Source organism: Bacillus sp. WC2507 (assembly GCF_052656125.1).
Genome location: NZ_JBQXPN010000001.1, coordinates 1667018 through 1682368 on the forward strand (window position 1 = coordinate 1667018; position 15351 = coordinate 1682368).

Here is a 15351-nt window from a genome sequence, read left to right on the forward strand (position 1 = left end):
AGGGAGGGATTATTATGAAGATTTCTAAAGAAGGGAAAAAGTTTTTAATTGATACGAAAGTGTATTTAATAACAAAGGGAATGAAAGAAGAAGATGTGGATGCCTTTATAGAAGATGCAGAGCTTCATTTAATAGAAGGAGAGCAAGAAGGAAAGACGGTAAGTGATATATTTGGTGATTCACCAAAAGAGTATGCGGAAGAATTAGCGAAAGAGATGGAGAAGGATAAAGGCGGGAGTATAAAGACTATTTTAGGAATGATAATTGGGATAGGTGGATATTGGTTACTTACAAATATTTTATTTGAAAGTCCGAATCATGAATTTACATTAACGAATGTACAATTGATTGGGTACCCAATTGTTTTAATGATTACTATTGTGGGTATTATCTTTGCTTTTAAGATGTCATCATTTAAGAGTAAAATAAAAGAATTTAGCATTATTTATGTAGCAGCATTGCTACCAATTTTATTACTAGTATTATTAATGTTTATGAATAAATGGTATGGGACACCTGTATTACAATTAACTACTATGCAAAGTTATATACTAGCGGGAATGGTTTTATTAGTGCTGTTAATAGGTGAAGCGTATATACTTGGATGGATTGGAATACTAGCTGTTATCGTACCACTATTCATTATGTTTGTATTTAAAGAATTAGGGAAGAACAACTCATATTGGGGAATGCTAGAGCCTTTATTTCTGTACGGAAGTATATATGTATTAATGAGATGGTCTTTGAAAAATGAGGAGAAAAAAACTGTAAGCTAGCTTTATATTAATAGTGCACGAACTGAATCTTTTATTAAGGGGGGAACAAATATGCAAAGTATATTTCTAGGTATATTGTCTATTATATTTTAGGTTTAACGATTTTGGGGCTATATACTACCTTTTCGAAAAAGGTACATGATGACTATTTCAATACTTTATTAGATGACACATCGGGTTATGTTTTGTTCTTCGGTTTAATAGGAAAGTGGCTGCTTTGGATATGCAAAAAATTATTTCCAAAGAAATATTATATAGGGATTTTTAGAGGTGTTACGTTTATGGTTAGTTACCTATTTTTATTTCTAGCAGCCGGGATTTGGTTTGTGGATTGGAATAAGTTGTTTTAAACAGTAACAAGGTCGTTACTGTTTTTTTCTTTGTAATAAAGAGCTTTGTAAAGAGAGTGCTTTTTGTTCGTTTGTTATTAGGGACTGAATATGAACATTTTCTGGGCGCGGGACTATCGGATACATAAGGTTTGTTGGAGAGGGGTGGTGCTCCGAACCAGTTGGGGAATGAGGATCTGCGTGAGTAAGTTTTCCGTGAACACGTCTTGTAAATAAAATATGACCAATTTCATGAGCGAGCGTATATATGTTTTTTATGGGAGCAGCTGAATTTGTTAAAACGATATAACCAGTAAGTTGCTGCTGTTTTGCTAAAGAGTAAGCACAGGCAATTACTGCTGTTTCTTTGAAATAATCACTGCCAATATAACAAATATAAAGGTCGCATGCAGGAGCTTCATTTACACATGTTTGGAAAAAGGATGCTAATTTTTCCTGACTTTGAATAGAATCTTTATAACTAATTTCACGGTCAGAAAAACGGAAAATTTCATTTAAAACAATTACTTCTTGAATTTGAAATGTAATGGGGTGCCAAATTGACTCTGCAACTGCTAAATCTTTTGCAATACGGTCATCAGAAATATCAGCGCCTGGAGTAATGCAAATACATATATTGACGTATGGATCCATAAGGAACACCTCAACTGAAGAAATTCTTCCTATAATATATGTGGAAAAAAGGTACTATGTATGGATAAACGCCTTGTTTATTACGCGAATATGTAGATTAGAAGTCAAAAAAATTTCATAGTTCTATAACGTAGTGTGATCGTCTTTTTGATATAGTAAAGGAAAGGGGGAGAATATATGTATACATTAAAAATCGTTTCAGACAGAGAAGCTCTTTATCAATTTGCAAGTTATGTAAGAGTTGTGCAAGGGGTGGAAGATGTATATGTAGAGGTGGGAGAACCTTTATATGAACATCCATTAATGAAGTTTTATGTACATATTAAGCTGGAGGAAACATATGAGCAACATAAAGCGTTACAAGAAATAGCAAGATTAGTAGAATTAGGTCGTTTTACATATGTCCATTATCGTAATGATGAAATAGAAGAAGCTTTTGAAGCTGTAAAATATGAAAGTTTTAAGAAATAAAGGTGAAAAAAGGAGGCGAAAGCTTCTTTTTTTCTTTAAAATTACATCAACAAAAGGAGAAAAATTTTGTTATGATAAGGGAGGGTGAGGAAAGGAGAGTTTACATATTGGGGTATATTGAAGAGTTACGCAAAGTCGTTGGTACAAGGCCGCTTATTCTAGTAGGGTCAGCAGTTATTATCTTAAATGATAATCAAGAAGTATTGCTTCAATATCGTTCAGATACATATGATTGGGGTGTACCTGGTGGCGCGATGGAGCTAGGAGAAACGACAGAAGAAACTGCTCGCAGAGAACTATTTGAAGAGACGGGACTCAATGCGAAAATTATGCAATTTATCGGGGTTCTTTCGGGAAAAGAAGTGTACTTCCAATATCCAAATGGAGATGAAATTTTTAATGTCATTCATCTGTATCAGGGGCATCATGTGAGTGGGGAAGTTAAACTTGATCATGAAGGATTACAGCTTCAATATTTTCCGGTAGATAAGTTACCGAATTTGAATAAAACAACAGAGAAGATTTTACAAAAATTCCTATACGCATTAACAGAATAGAAGGTTAATTCCTTCTATTTTTATTATATTAAATATTTTGATTTTTTAGTATGTTTATAGTATGATAGTTGTAGACATACATCTTATGGAATTTCACCTAAAAACTGACTAGGGTACATAAGAGAGGGGCAAGTGCAAAATGCATAATGTTGTTATTACAGCTGCAGTTCGTTCGCCAATTGGAACTTTTGGAGGAGCGCTAAAAAATGTAACGCCAGTAGAATTAGCTGTTCCTGTACTTCAGGAAGCTGTAAAACGCGGCGGGGTAGAACCACACGAAGTTGATGAAGTGATTTTAGGTCATTGCATTCAAAGAACTGATGAAGCAAATACGGCGAGAACGGCTGCATTAGCGGCAGGATTTCCTGACACAGTTACGGGTTATACAATCCAACGCCAATGTTCTTCAGGTATGCAAGCAATTATGTCAGCTGCAATGCAAATTCAATTAGGTGTAAGTGATGTTGTGGTTGCAGGTGGAGTAGAAGCAATGAGTTCAAGCCCTTATGCATTAAAACAGCACCGCTGGGGACAACGTCTACAGCACGGAGAAATTCGTGATACAGTGTGGGAAGTGTTAGAAGATCCAATCCATCATATTATGATGGGGGAAACAGCGGAAAACTTAGTTGACCAATATGAAATTACAAGAGAGGAACAAGATGAAGTTGCACTTCGTAGTCATACATTGGCACTAAATGCAATCGAGTCTGGATACTTTGACGATCAAATTGTTCCTATTACGATAAAAGAACGTAGAAAAGAAGTAGTATTTTCGAAGGATGAACATCCACGTGCAGATATTACAGCGGAAAAATTAGCAGGATTAAAACCAGCTTTCCGTAAAGATGGATCTGTAACGGCAGGGAATGCATCTGGCCTTAATGATGGAAGTGCTGTTCTTGTATTAATGAGCGAAGAAAAAGCGAAAGAAAAAGGCTTACAACCGTTAGCTAGAATTGTTGGATATTCAGTAGCTGGAGTAGATCCGAAAATTATGGGTATTGGACCAGCACCAGCGATTCGAAAAGGATTAGAAAAAGTAGATTGGTCATTAGAAGATGCTGATTTACTTGAAATTAATGAAGCTTTCGCGGCTCAATATTTAGCTGTAGAGAAAGAATTAGGTTTAGACCGTGAAAAAGTGAATGTAAACGGTAGTGGTGTAGGACTTGGGCACCCAATCGGTTGTACGGGAGCTCGTATTACGGTAAGTTTAATTCATGAATTAAAACGACGTGGCTTGGAAAAAGGAATTGCTTCTCTATGCGTCGGTGGCGGTATTGGGGTAGCATTATTTATAGAAGCACTATAAAAAAGAAGCAGCTATTGCTGCTTCTTTTTTTACGATTCAAATAAATGATGGAATAATCGATCGCGATTTTCAAAGAAAAGTTTCGTCGTTTGGTAATGCTCGGTTTCTTCTAATGTGGATTCGTGAATTCCTTCTTGTGTTAAAGAATAAATAGTGGATTCAGGATAAGCCATTAAAATAGGAGAGTGAGTTGCGATAACAAATTGTGAACCTTGTTCCGCTAGTTCGTGCATTCGAATGAGCATGGAAAGTTGTCTCATTGGTGATAGAGCGGCCTCAGGCTCATCTAAAATGTATAAACCTTGTCCTGAAAAACGATTCATAAATAAGGAGAAAAATGATTCACCATGGGATTGCTCATGAAGTGAAACACCTCCATAAGATTTTATAGCATCTATTTCATCAATATAAGAAGCAACGTTATAAAATGATTCAGCGCGAAGAAAGAAACCGTCGTTTGGTGTATTGAAACTTTTGGAAATTCGAAGGTATTCATGTAAAGTTGAATGTGAATCGTTTGTGCTAAAGCGGAAGTTTTTCGTTCCACCTTCTGCATTAAATCCTAAAGCAATTGCAATTGCTTCGAGTAATGTTGATTTACCCGTTCCGTTTTCTCCAATAATGAATGTTACATTTGGATGAAAAGCTAATGATTGTAATGTTCGGATAGCGGGTAAACAGTAAGGATATGCGGAAAAACTAGGGATATTTTCTTTTTTTAATGTGACATTTTTTAAAAAGGGTACGTCAATCAATATATAAACCTCAATTCATAACGGATTTTGATTCTAAAAAAGAAGCAAATACAAGGGTAAGACAACTTGCGAATAAAATTGTATATTGAAGTGCGCCAAAACCGAGACCTTCCCAGCCCCAAGACATTCTCTTCCATATAAATATGAAAAGAACACTCATAAAGCCAACGAGAGCAGGAAGGTATTTTATAATTTTTAAGTGCTTCCACAGAAAAAAGCCGATGTATGTAAATACAAAGAAGATAAGCAGAATGAGAAAAAAGGCAAGTGTTAATGACACGTGAACTCCTCCTTATTTTCTGAATATTTCATGTGGATTATAACATGTAAACTATCATATTCCAATGTGAAAATAAATATTGCATGAAGATCAATTCTCTCGTTATGATAGATGGTATTCTATTGAAAATATGAAAAGGAGTCAACGTATGCCGTTTACATTCGCACATCCAGCAGCAGTTCTTCCTTTTGTGAAAAAGCAGTCCAAATATATTTCAGTAACGGCTCTTATATTAGGGAGTATGGCGCCTGATTTTGAATATTTTTTACACTTTAGACCGTATGGTGTTATTGGCCATACATGGCTTGGGTTTTTATATTTAAATTTACCGCTCGTATTTCTGTTAGCATACATATATCATTACATTTTAAAAAAGCCGTTTATAACACATTTACCTAAACCATTTGCTGGCTATTATACATATGCAGTAGATAAGAGGTGGGGGCTTCATACATGGAAGGATTTCTTTGTATTTTGCTATTCTGCTTTATTTGGTATGCTAACGCATGTCGTTTGGGATGCGTTTACTCATAATACAGGCTATTTCGTTAGGGTAATACCATTTTTACAAAGAGAATTATATAGTATTCCAGTGTATAAATATATGCAACACGGTAGTACATGTGTTGGTTTATTATTACTATTATACGCACTATGGAAGTGTAGAGATGAAACAGGGAAAGATATTATGATAGCTGCAGAAAAAAGGAAGTATTGGGTTTCGGCAATCATTGTGACAGCTCTTATATGTATCGTTCACGCGTTCGTAAATCCCTATTTTCATATTTTCCAAATAGGAGGTATAATAGTATCTGGACTGACAAGTTCGTTTTGTGGACTTCTCATTGTTTCTATAGTTTACAAGGCTAGGGACTAATTTATATTAATGAATGATAGTGTTAGGAGAAATTATATGATGAAAGCATGGAAAAGTATTTTTGTTTTATGTAGTTTTCTTCTTATGTTAAGTGGTTGCTTCCATCAAGAAGAAAAGAAAGTTGAACCGAAGAAGAAAGAATCTATTCCTGAAACAAAAGAATATGGCGGGCGTGAGCTGAAAAAAGTAGGACAAAAAGTGAAAGAAACAGGGTGGGGTACTTTTAAGTTAGAACAGATTCAATCTGTGAATCAAACATTTGAAGCAGCACCAATGAAAATTCATGTACAAGAGGTGAAAGTAATCTCTTTATCACAGATGAGTGAAAAGGCAAAAAATACATTAAAAATATATACGGCATTAACTCCTGAAGAAGTAAAGCGTAGATTAGGAGATAAAGTAAGTCAAGAGGATGCAGAATTATATGCATCGCTAAGTGGAACAGAGATTAGTGATACGATTCGTTACGTTGAAATTACATATAAGGTGGAAAATAGCGGGAATAAAAATATGCAATTTTTCTCTATGAATGATGTTGCGATTAACGATAAGCAACATTTTAAAGTAGCGACTCAAAACTTTTTATATGATGAGGACACGCTAGTTGGTACAAAAAATGTATCAAGAGAAGACTATAAGCCTGGTGAAACAAGAGATGGTATTATCGGTTTAATACTTGATGATGGAAAAGAGAAGGTAAAGGATATTAAGTTTACAACAGATAACGTAGTGGCAGGAGATACAGAAACGCAAGATGTTGTAAAAGAGCCACAAACTTTTACTATCTCACTTTCTGAGTAAGATGTTTTTAAAAACATGTAAGAAAAAACAGTCAGCACTTAAAATATTATGCTGACTGTTTTTTCTGTTCTTTTATGTATGAATCTACATTTTGAAAAGGTACCTTAATTTTAAACGCATCTTTTTGTTCATTAAATTGCTTTTCATTATAGGGACCGAAACGTTTATTATGCTTTACGTCAATAATCCAATAATGTTCACTTTTTTTATTTGCAATTGCTGCGTCAGGGTTATTCGGATCCGACTTATCCTCAGTTTGTTTTGCAATAATGTATTTATCATCCCAACCAATGTCTGTAATTTTTGCAGGGATGTATTGTGTGGCATATACAGCATCTTGCGTGGGGAAAAGTTCAAATGCATTCCCAGAAGTACGTATGAGTTCGTATTCATCGTTAATCGTATAAGCTATATGATTTGTATTTCCTGCACAACCGGTTAATAGGAAGGTGATAAATAGGATTATCCATTTTTTCAATATGGGAACCTCCTTTACAATGCTGTTGTAACACATTGTACAAGAAAAGTAAGAGAAACGCTAGTTTACAATGTTTTTTAGAAGTGGTACGATGAGACGGGTAAAGAAGGATATGAAGGAGTCGACATAAAATGAAGTTAAAGATGCATCGTCCAGCGCTTGTAATGAATCGCATAGGTGCTTCCCTAATTGATATGTTTTTAATCTCGGTTATGTATGGTGCAGTAGTAGCTGTTATGACCGGAAATTATAGTGCTATTTTTAATCGCTTTAATATTAGTTTTGGTGATTATAGATATGATCTTGCAGTAGTTTTTATATTAATGGCGATATATTTTATTTTGGTACCCTTTATTTGGAACGGTGTTACACTTGGTAAAAAGATAACGAGAATAAAATTAATTTCATTGAAGAGTGAAAAGTTAACATTGCAAACATTAATTATAAGATTTTTTGTATTGTTATTACCGAACATATTACTACTTGGAATTCCGATATTATGTAACGTATATATGATGTTATTCCGCAAAGATAATTGTGGTTTTCAGGATTTAATTACAAAAACGAAAGTGATAAGTCTTGTATAATACACAGAGCCCTTTTTATTTCTAAATAAAAAGGGCTTTTTTATCCCGCTATTTGCGTAGCCCGATTGGCAGGGGCTACTAGTCAGTGTGAGGATGGCCCTCCTCACGGATGAAAGTTTCACCAATATATTTTGAGAGTGATAAACTAAGTAAAAAGTAAGCTACATCATTTTAATTTCAATAGATTGAAAATTAAGAAAATGTTATAATGATTAAAATAATATCTTTATATAATAAGGGGGAAATTGAAATGACTGGAGGTAGCGTAATCTTTTGGGGGATTTTAATTTTCATCGGTTTAGTTTTCGATCAGCGTAATAGTAAGAAAAAAGAAGGAGTAAAAAAGTAATCGCTTACAAATAAAAGAGCAACTTTTCTTGCTTGCAGACTAATCTCATAAAGCAGTATACTGAATGCGGTAAGACTTAAAGAAGGGGTAATGAAAATGAAGCTTGCAGGAAAAGTTGCTATCGTAACTGGTGGTGGCATCGGTATTGGACGTAATACAGCTCTTTTGTTGGCTAAACAAGGCGCAAAAGTGATTGTGACGGACATTGATCAAGAAAGTGGACAAGCAACAGTGGAGGAAATTACGAATCTAGGCGGAGAAGCCCTTTTTGTATCCTATGATATGGAAAAACAAGGAGATTGGCAACGCGTAATCAGTATTGCTTTGAATGCATTCAGTCGCATTGATATGCTTTTTCAAAATGCTGGTTTATATAAAATAGATTCTATTTTTTCTCGCCAACAAGAGAACGATTCCAATGTACTTTGTATTAATGACGTTTGGATAGAGATAAAACAATTAACGTCATCTTTTATGAAACAGCAAGAAGAAGTGGTGCTGAGTGACTTACCGATTTTCGGTATTATTGGCACGAAAGGACAATCATTTCATACAGTAGAAGCCCTCGTATAATAATGAAAACCGCCCTCGATATATGTGGACGGTTTTTTTGTATGTTATATAGAAAAATATTTTTTAACGAATACGTTGTTCAGTTTGACTATCAAAGAAATGCGCTTTATTCATATCAAACGCTAGTTTAATTTGATCTCCAGGTGAAAATGTATGTCTTGCATCAACACGTGCTGCAAAATCTTGACTTCCAAGTTTCATATATAAAATGGATTCAGCACCTAACAACTCAGCAACTTCGATTTTTGTTGTGAAATTAGTAGATTGTGAAGCTTCTAAGAATAATAGTTCATCATGAATGTCCTCAGGACGAATACCTAAAACAATTTCCTTATTTACATAGCCTTGTTCACGTAGCATCTTCATTTTTCCTTCAGATACTTTGATTTTTATTACATTATCTATAACGAAATCGGTTTCAGTTAATTTACCACGGAAGAAATTCATTGCTGGAGAACCGATAAATCCACCAACGAAAATGTTTTCAGGTGTTTCATATACTTCTTTTGGAGTGCCGATTTGTTGAATCTTTCCGTCTTTCATAACAACGAGACGTGAAGCCATTGTCATTGCCTCTGTTTGATCATGTGTTACATAAATTGTTGTCGTTCCAAGGCGGTGGTGTAATTTAGAAATTTCTGAGCGCATTGCAACACGTAATTTAGCGTCTAAGTTGGATAAAGGTTCGTCCATTAAGAAAACTTTCGCGTCTCGAACGATTGCTCTACCTAACGCGACACGTTGACGTTGTCCACCAGATAACGCTTTCGGTTTTCTATCTAAATATTGTTCCAGTCCTAAAATTTTTGCTGCATCTTTCACACGACGATCGATTTCATCTTTTGGTATTTTTCTAAGTTTTAATCCAAATGCCATATTATCATACACACTCATATGTGGATATAAAGCATAGTTTTGGAAGACCATTGCGATATCGCGATCTTTTGGAGGGACATCATTCATTAGCTTACCATCAATTGAAAACTCTCCTTTTGAAATATCTTCAAGTCCAGCCACCATTCGTAATGTTGTAGATTTTCCGCATCCAGAAGGACCGACAAAGACGATAAACTCTTTATCTTGAATGTGTAAATTAAAATCGGTTACAGCTGTTACGTTATTATCATATATTTTATAAATGTTTTCTAATTTCAATTCTGCCATGGTATTGCCCCCTAGAAAAATTATGCAAACGTTTTCTTTGAGTTCATTATAAACTAATAGATTCAAAAAATAAACAAAAATATAAAACGTTTTCATTTATTAGAGGAATATTAGTAATTTTCGTATGTTTTCTTAGAAAAATAAGAACAAAAGTTGTAAGCGCTATTTTAAATTAAGATAGAATCTGTTATCATTCATTAATGAAAACGTTTGCGCCTTAAAAAAGAGAAAATCGAATTATTAATGAAATGGGGTAGCATAATGGAAAAACAGTGGTGGAAAGAAAGTATAGTATATCAAATTTATCCTCGTAGCTTTATGGATAGTAACGGTGATGGTATTGGGGATCTTCGTGGTATTATTTCAAGGCTAGACTACTTAAAAGAATTAGGGATTAATGTCATTTGGTTATCCCCAGTCTATGAATCTCCAAATGATGATAATGGTTATGATATAAGTGATTATTGTAAAATTATGAACGAGTTCGGAACAATGGAAGATTGGGACGAGCTATTACATGAAATGCATGAACGTAATATGAAACTTATGATGGACTTAGTTGTTAATCATACTTCTGATGAACATAATTGGTTTATTGAATCACGTAAATCAAAAGATAATACATATAGAGATTACTATATATGGCGTCCTGGAAAAGAGGGAAAAGAGCCGAATAACTGGGGAGCGGCTTTTAGTGGATCTGCATGGCAGTATGATGAAATAACAGATGAATATTATTTACATCTGTTTTCTAAAAAACAGCCAGATTTAAATTGGGATAATGAAAAGGTAAGACAAGATGTTTATGAAATGATGAAGTTTTGGTTAGAAAAAGGAATTGATGGATTCCGTATGGATGTAATCAATTTTATTTCTAAAGAAGAAGGTTTACCAACTGTTGAAACAGAGGAAGAGGGATATGTTTCAGGTCATAAGCATTTTATGAACGGCCCAAATATTCATAAATACTTGCATGAAATGAATGAGGAAGTATTGTCTCATTATGATATTATGACAGTTGGTGAAATGCCTGGTGTAACGACAGAAGAAGCGAGATTGTATACTGGGGAAGAACGAAAAGAATTGCAGATGGTATTCCAATTTGAACATATGGATTTAGATTCGGGAGAAGGCGGAAAATGGGATGTAAAACCATGTTCACTCCTTACTTTAAAAGAGAATTTAACAAAGTGGCAAAAAGCATTAGAGAATAAAGGATGGAATAGTCTGTATTGGAATAACCATGATCAGCCTCGCGTTGTATCTCGTTTTGGTAATGATGGAATGTATCGCACTGAATCTGCGAAAATGTTAGCGACGGTGCTTCATATGATGAAAGGAACACCGTATATTTATCAAGGAGAAGAAATCGGAATGACGAACGTTCGATTCCAATCGATTGATGAATATCGAGATATTGAAACATTAAATATGTATAAGGAAAAAGTTATAGAGCGCGGTGAAGATATAGAGAAAGTGATGCAGTCTATTTATATAAAAGGCCGAGATAATGCTAGAACACCGATGCAGTGGGATGATGAGAATCATGCTGGATTTACAACAGGTGAGCCGTGGATCTCGGTAAATCCTAATTATAAAGAAATTAATGTGAAGAGTGCAATCCAAGATGAAAACTCAATTTTTTATTACTATAAAAAATTAATTGAGTTACGCAAAAATAATGAAATAGTTGTGTATGGATCGTATGATTTAATATTAGATAATAATCCTTCTATTTTTGCATACGTAAGAACATATGGAGAAGAAAAACTTCTTGTTATTGCAAACTTTACGGCGGATGATAGTGTATTTGAAATGCCTGAGGATATTAGTTATAGTGAATCAGAGTTATTCATACACAATTACGACGTAGAGAGTGGATCAATAGATAACATTACATTACGTCCATATGAAGCGATGGTATTTAAATTAAAATAAAAAAATCCTTATGCCACACCTTGGCATAAGGATTTTTTATTACCATTTTAAGATTGAAAATCCATATGGAGGAAGTGTAACTTGTAATGCACTTGCTTCCGCTGAAAATTCTTCGTTTGTATAAATGTTAATGATTTTCTTTCCAGTAACATGGAGAGGCAGTGAAGCTGTAACATCACTATTAGTCGGATTTAAAACGAAAAAGATAGTTTCATCTTTATATGTTTTCGTATAAGAAATATAATTATGTTCATCATTTGCTTCGATGAATTGGAAAGTACCATGTCCTCCAAATGCTTTATATTGTTTCCGTAATGAAATTAATGTTTGTACATGTGTAAATAATAGATGATCTTGTTCTTTCGTATCCCAAATCATACATTTGCGGCAATCTGGGTCCATACCGCCGTCCATACCAATTTCGTCTCCATAATAAATACAAGGAGAGCCGATGAAAGAAAGATGGAATACATAAAGTAGCTTTAACTTATTTTTATCTCCGTTACATGTTGTCAATATTCTTGGTGTATCATGGCTGTCTAATAAATGAAACGCTGCTTCATTTACATTCATAGAATAGGAATGTAGAGATTCTGTAATTTGTTTCATAAATTCATTTGCCTTAATGGAATCGTTAGCAAAGTAAGATAGTAGAGCATTTGTAACAGGATAGCTCATTACAGCATCAAATTGATCTCCTTGTAGCCATGGAAGTGCATCGTGCCAAATTTCGCCTAAAATATATACTTCAGGATTTAATGCCTTTATCTCACTTCGGAATTCTCTCCAAAAGCTGTGGTCGACTTCATTTGCTACATCAAGGCGCCAACCGTCTATATTGAATTCTCTTACCCAATAACGCCCTACTTCAAGTAAGTATTCTTTTACATCTGGGTGTGCTGTATTTAATTTAGGCATATACGGTGTAAACGCGAAAGTATCATAATTCGGAAGGGGCTTAGTTCTAATTGGGAACTCATGGATATGGAACCACTCTTTATAAGCTGATTTCTCACCATTTTCCAGTACGTCTTGAAATTTATCGAAAAAGTATCCGCTATGATTAAACACGGCATCGAGCATTACTTTTATACCGTGTGTATGACATGCCTGAACGAGTTCTTTGAAAGTTTCTTTTGTACCAAATTGCGGATCGATTTCCATGTAGTCAATCGTGTCATATTTATGGTTTGAATGTGCTTTGAAAATAGGTGTGAAATAAATTCCCGAAATTCCAAGCTTCACAAGGTAATCAAGGTTTTGAATAATACCAGCAAAATCTCCCCCGAAAAAATTAGTTGGAGTTGGCTCAGCGCTGCCCCAAGGAAGGGTGTTTTCTGGATTTAGTGCACGATCCCCATTCGCGAACCGTTCTGGGAAAATTTGATACCAAACGGTGTCTTTAATCCAAGAAGGTGCTTTGAATACGTCGTTTGCATGAATAAATGGGAAACAGAAAAAGTTACCAACATCATCATTTGGAATATTGGAAAAAAATCCTCGCTCTGCATAAATAAGAGTTTCTGTATCATTTTTTAATTCGAATCCATAACGTAAGCGCTTAAATTTTGGTTCGATGGAAATAGACCAATAATCAAACAATGCAGTAGAACCAGTTTTTTTCATCAGTGTACTTGATGAAATCCATTTCCCATCTTTCCATTCGTATGGATCACCGTAAATAAGAGTTGTACTGTGAACATCGTCTTTCTTTGTGCGTATACGAATGTGAATTGTTTTTTCATCGTAAGCGTATGCATAATTATCTTTTGGCCTATGATAAATGGCTTCTTTAAGCATATAGAAAATCCCCCTTTAATATCTCCATGCATATTGTTCCCTTAAGTATAATAATAAAGCATATGTTGCAAACGATTGCTTTTTACATGGCTTTAATATTGCTTATAAGAGTAGTATTCATTTCATATAAAGTCAATGTATAAAGAGTATAGTAATAATATTTTAAAATTAATATTTGCAAAATGAATAAAAGAATGTATAATGATAGACAAATAGCGCAAACGTTTTCATAGAATGAGATATTGTTTGCGCTTCTATTAAACTATTCAATGCAAACGTTTTCAATTAGTAAGGTACATATACAATTTAGGGAGGTTTTTGGGATGAAGAAAGCATTATCATTATTAACGGTTTCAGCATTATCAATTGGTATGTTATCTGCATGTGGACCGAAAGATTCAGGGAAAAAAGAAGAAAGTAAAGCAAAGAAAGATTATGATCTTCTCGTTTGGGAAGATGATAAAAAAGGTGTTGGCTTAGAACCAGCAGTGAAAAGCTTTGAGGAAAAATATAAAGTAAAAGTAAAAGTTGTTGAAATGCAAATGACAGATCAAGTGAAGAAGTTACGCCTTGATGGACCAGCGGGGACGGGACCAGATGTTGTAACATTGCCACATGACCAAATAGGAAACGCAGTAACAGAAGGTTTACTTTCTGAAGTGAAAGCTGATGATGCTGTAAAGAGTAAATTTACTGATTTATCAATAGAAGCACAGACATATAATGGGAAATTATATGGTTTACCAAAAGCGATTGAGACACCAATCTTTATTTACAATAAAAAATTAATGCCAAAAGCACCAGAAACGATGGACGAGCTGTTTAACTTCTCAAAAGAATTTACGAAGGATGGCAAGTACGGATTCTTAACATTAGGAGATAACTTCTACTTTGCTAATGCATTCATGGCAGGTATGGGTGGTTATGTGTTTGGTGAAAAAGATGGAAAGCCAAATGCAAGTGATGTTGGATTAAATAATAGCGGAGCAGTACAAGGTGCTGAATATCTTCAAAAATGGTACAAAGAAAAGTTATTCCCGAAAGGTATTATCGGTGAATCTGGTGGACCTGCTGCTGATGGACTATTTAACGAAGGAAAAGCAGCATCTATCATGAACGGCCCATGGGCGTTCCAAGCAATGGAAAAGAACGGAATTGATTATGGTGTGGCTCCAATGCCGAAATTACCAAATGGTCAACCGATGAAAACATTTGTTGGGGTTAAAGGATGGCATGTAACAAGTTTCTCTAAACAAAATGATTTAGCTACAAAGTTCACTGAATGGGTAACGAATGAAGAAAACGCAAAAATTCGATTTGAGAAAACAAAAGAAATTCCTCCAGTAAAATCAGTAATGGAAGATCCAATTATTAAAGAAAATGAAGCTGCAAAAGCAGTTGCAACGCAATCAGAAAATGGCATTCCAATGCCGAACATTCCAGAAATGCAAGAAGTATGGAAACCAGCTGGGGATGCACTTCAATTAGTTGTTACAGATAAAGAGGCACCAAAAGCAGCACTTGATAATGCTGTGAAGCAAATTAAAGGTAATATTGAGGCAAATCATAGTAAGAAAAAATAAGGTGAAATTCGTGCCTCTAGTATGAGAGGCACGAATTCTCTCCCAGAAAAAAGGGGGAAGGAAC

At 34.6% G+C, this 15351-nt stretch carries 17 protein-coding genes and 1 pseudogene; 12 read left to right on the forward strand and 6 right to left on the reverse strand.

Annotated elements, in window-relative coordinates:
• The first annotated feature begins 14 nt into the window (after positions 1-14).
• Both ACUN28_RS09020 and ACUN28_RS09025 read left to right on the forward strand, forming a co-directional pair.
• Positions 15-776: a DUF1129 domain-containing protein gene (locus ACUN28_RS09020; RefSeq protein WP_016086470.1), complete on the forward strand. Its 762-nt coding sequence runs from the start codon at positions 15-17 to the stop codon at positions 774-776.
• Positions 777-827: 51 nt separating this feature from the next.
• A pseudogene (locus ACUN28_RS09025) lies at positions 828-1126 on the forward strand (DNA-binding protein).
• A 15-nt stretch (positions 1127-1141) separates the two neighbouring features.
• Here the strand turns inward: ACUN28_RS09025 and ACUN28_RS09030 are convergent.
• Positions 1142-1759: an ImmA/IrrE family metallo-endopeptidase gene (locus ACUN28_RS09030; RefSeq protein WP_016086471.1), complete on the reverse strand. Its 618-nt coding sequence runs from the start codon at positions 1757-1759 to the stop codon at positions 1142-1144.
• Positions 1760-1936: 177 nt separating this feature from the next.
• On the opposite strand from ACUN28_RS09030, the gene ACUN28_RS09035 reads away from it, so the two are divergent.
• The 3 genes from ACUN28_RS09035 (at position 1937) to ACUN28_RS09045 (ending at position 4102) form a co-directional block, all read left to right on the forward strand.
• Entirely contained in the window at positions 1937-2230 is a 294-nt protein-coding gene (locus tag ACUN28_RS09035; RefSeq protein WP_000288327.1) for a DUF3928 family protein, read from the forward strand.
• A 107-nt stretch (positions 2231-2337) separates the two neighbouring features.
• Positions 2338-2787: an NUDIX hydrolase gene (locus ACUN28_RS09040; RefSeq protein ID WP_033659765.1), complete on the forward strand. Its 450-nt coding sequence runs from the start codon at positions 2338-2340 to the stop codon at positions 2785-2787.
• A 139-nt stretch (positions 2788-2926) separates the two neighbouring features.
• Positions 2927-4102, forward strand: a complete 1176-nt coding sequence (locus ACUN28_RS09045; RefSeq protein ID WP_016086473.1) for an acetyl-CoA C-acetyltransferase — start codon at positions 2927-2929, stop codon at positions 4100-4102.
• A 29-nt stretch (positions 4103-4131) separates the two neighbouring features.
• Here the strand turns inward: ACUN28_RS09045 and ACUN28_RS09050 are convergent, their stop codons facing one another.
• Together ACUN28_RS09050 and ACUN28_RS09055 are read right to left on the reverse strand one after the other, a co-directional pair.
• Positions 4132-4857, reverse strand: a complete 726-nt coding sequence (locus tag ACUN28_RS09050) for an AAA family ATPase (RefSeq protein WP_016086474.1) — start codon at positions 4855-4857, stop codon at positions 4132-4134.
• 10 nt (positions 4858-4867) lie between these two features.
• Positions 4868-5137, reverse strand: coding sequence for a hypothetical protein (locus ACUN28_RS09055; RefSeq protein ID WP_016086475.1), 270 nt, complete (start codon positions 5135-5137; stop codon positions 4868-4870).
• Positions 5138-5285: 148 nt separating this feature from the next.
• Here ACUN28_RS09055 and ACUN28_RS09060 point away from each other — a divergent pair, with 148 nt between their 5' ends.
• Complete coding sequence (locus ACUN28_RS09060; protein WP_016086476.1) at positions 5286-6014, forward strand: DUF4184 family protein; 729 nt, start codon at positions 5286-5288, stop codon at positions 6012-6014.
• A gap of 36 nt (positions 6015-6050) precedes the next feature.
• A complete protein-coding gene (locus ACUN28_RS09065) occupies positions 6051-6815 on the forward strand; it encodes a hypothetical protein (RefSeq protein WP_016086477.1) in 765 nt (254 codons plus the stop codon).
• Positions 6816-6861: 46 nt separating this feature from the next.
• Here ACUN28_RS09065 and ACUN28_RS09070 read toward each other — a convergent pair whose 3' ends face one another.
• A complete protein-coding gene (locus ACUN28_RS09070; RefSeq protein WP_016086478.1) occupies positions 6862-7293 on the reverse strand; it encodes a DUF3997 domain-containing protein in 432 nt (143 codons plus the stop codon).
• Between the two features lie 131 nt (positions 7294-7424).
• On the opposite strand from ACUN28_RS09070, the gene ACUN28_RS09075 reads away from it, so the two are divergent.
• From ACUN28_RS09075 to ACUN28_RS09085, 3 genes are all read left to right on the forward strand, one after another.
• Positions 7425-7880, forward strand: a complete 456-nt coding sequence (locus ACUN28_RS09075) for an RDD family protein (RefSeq protein WP_016086479.1) — start codon at positions 7425-7427, stop codon at positions 7878-7880.
• A gap of 250 nt (positions 7881-8130) precedes the next feature.
• Complete coding sequence (locus tag ACUN28_RS09080; protein WP_000145657.1) at positions 8131-8229, forward strand: hypothetical protein; 99 nt, start codon at positions 8131-8133, stop codon at positions 8227-8229.
• 96 nt (positions 8230-8325) lie between these two features.
• Entirely contained in the window at positions 8326-8802 is a 477-nt protein-coding gene (locus tag ACUN28_RS09085) for an SDR family NAD(P)-dependent oxidoreductase (protein WP_016086480.1), read from the forward strand.
• Positions 8803-8865: 63 nt separating this feature from the next.
• On the opposite strand, the gene ACUN28_RS09090 is transcribed toward ACUN28_RS09085, so the two are convergent.
• Entirely contained in the window at positions 8866-9966 is a 1101-nt protein-coding gene (locus ACUN28_RS09090) for an ABC transporter ATP-binding protein (RefSeq protein WP_016086481.1), read from the reverse strand.
• 261 nt (positions 9967-10227) lie between these two features.
• Between ACUN28_RS09090 and malL the strand changes: the two genes are divergently transcribed.
• The gene (gene malL / locus ACUN28_RS09095) at positions 10228-11904 is read left to right on the forward strand and encodes an oligo-1,6-glucosidase (protein WP_033659764.1); all 1677 of its coding nucleotides are present in this window, start codon (positions 10228-10230) and stop codon (positions 11902-11904) included.
• Between the two features lie 39 nt (positions 11905-11943).
• Here malL and ACUN28_RS09100 read toward each other — a convergent pair whose 3' ends face one another.
• A complete protein-coding gene (locus tag ACUN28_RS09100; protein ID WP_016086483.1) occupies positions 11944-13704 on the reverse strand; it encodes an alpha-glycosidase in 1761 nt (586 codons plus the stop codon).
• Between the two features lie 323 nt (positions 13705-14027).
• On the opposite strand from ACUN28_RS09100, the gene ACUN28_RS09105 reads away from it, so the two are divergent.
• On the forward strand, positions 14028-15287 hold the full coding sequence (locus tag ACUN28_RS09105; RefSeq protein ID WP_016086484.1) for an extracellular solute-binding protein: 1260 nt from the start codon (positions 14028-14030) through the stop codon (positions 15285-15287).
• The last annotated feature ends 64 nt before the right edge of the window (positions 15288-15351 follow it).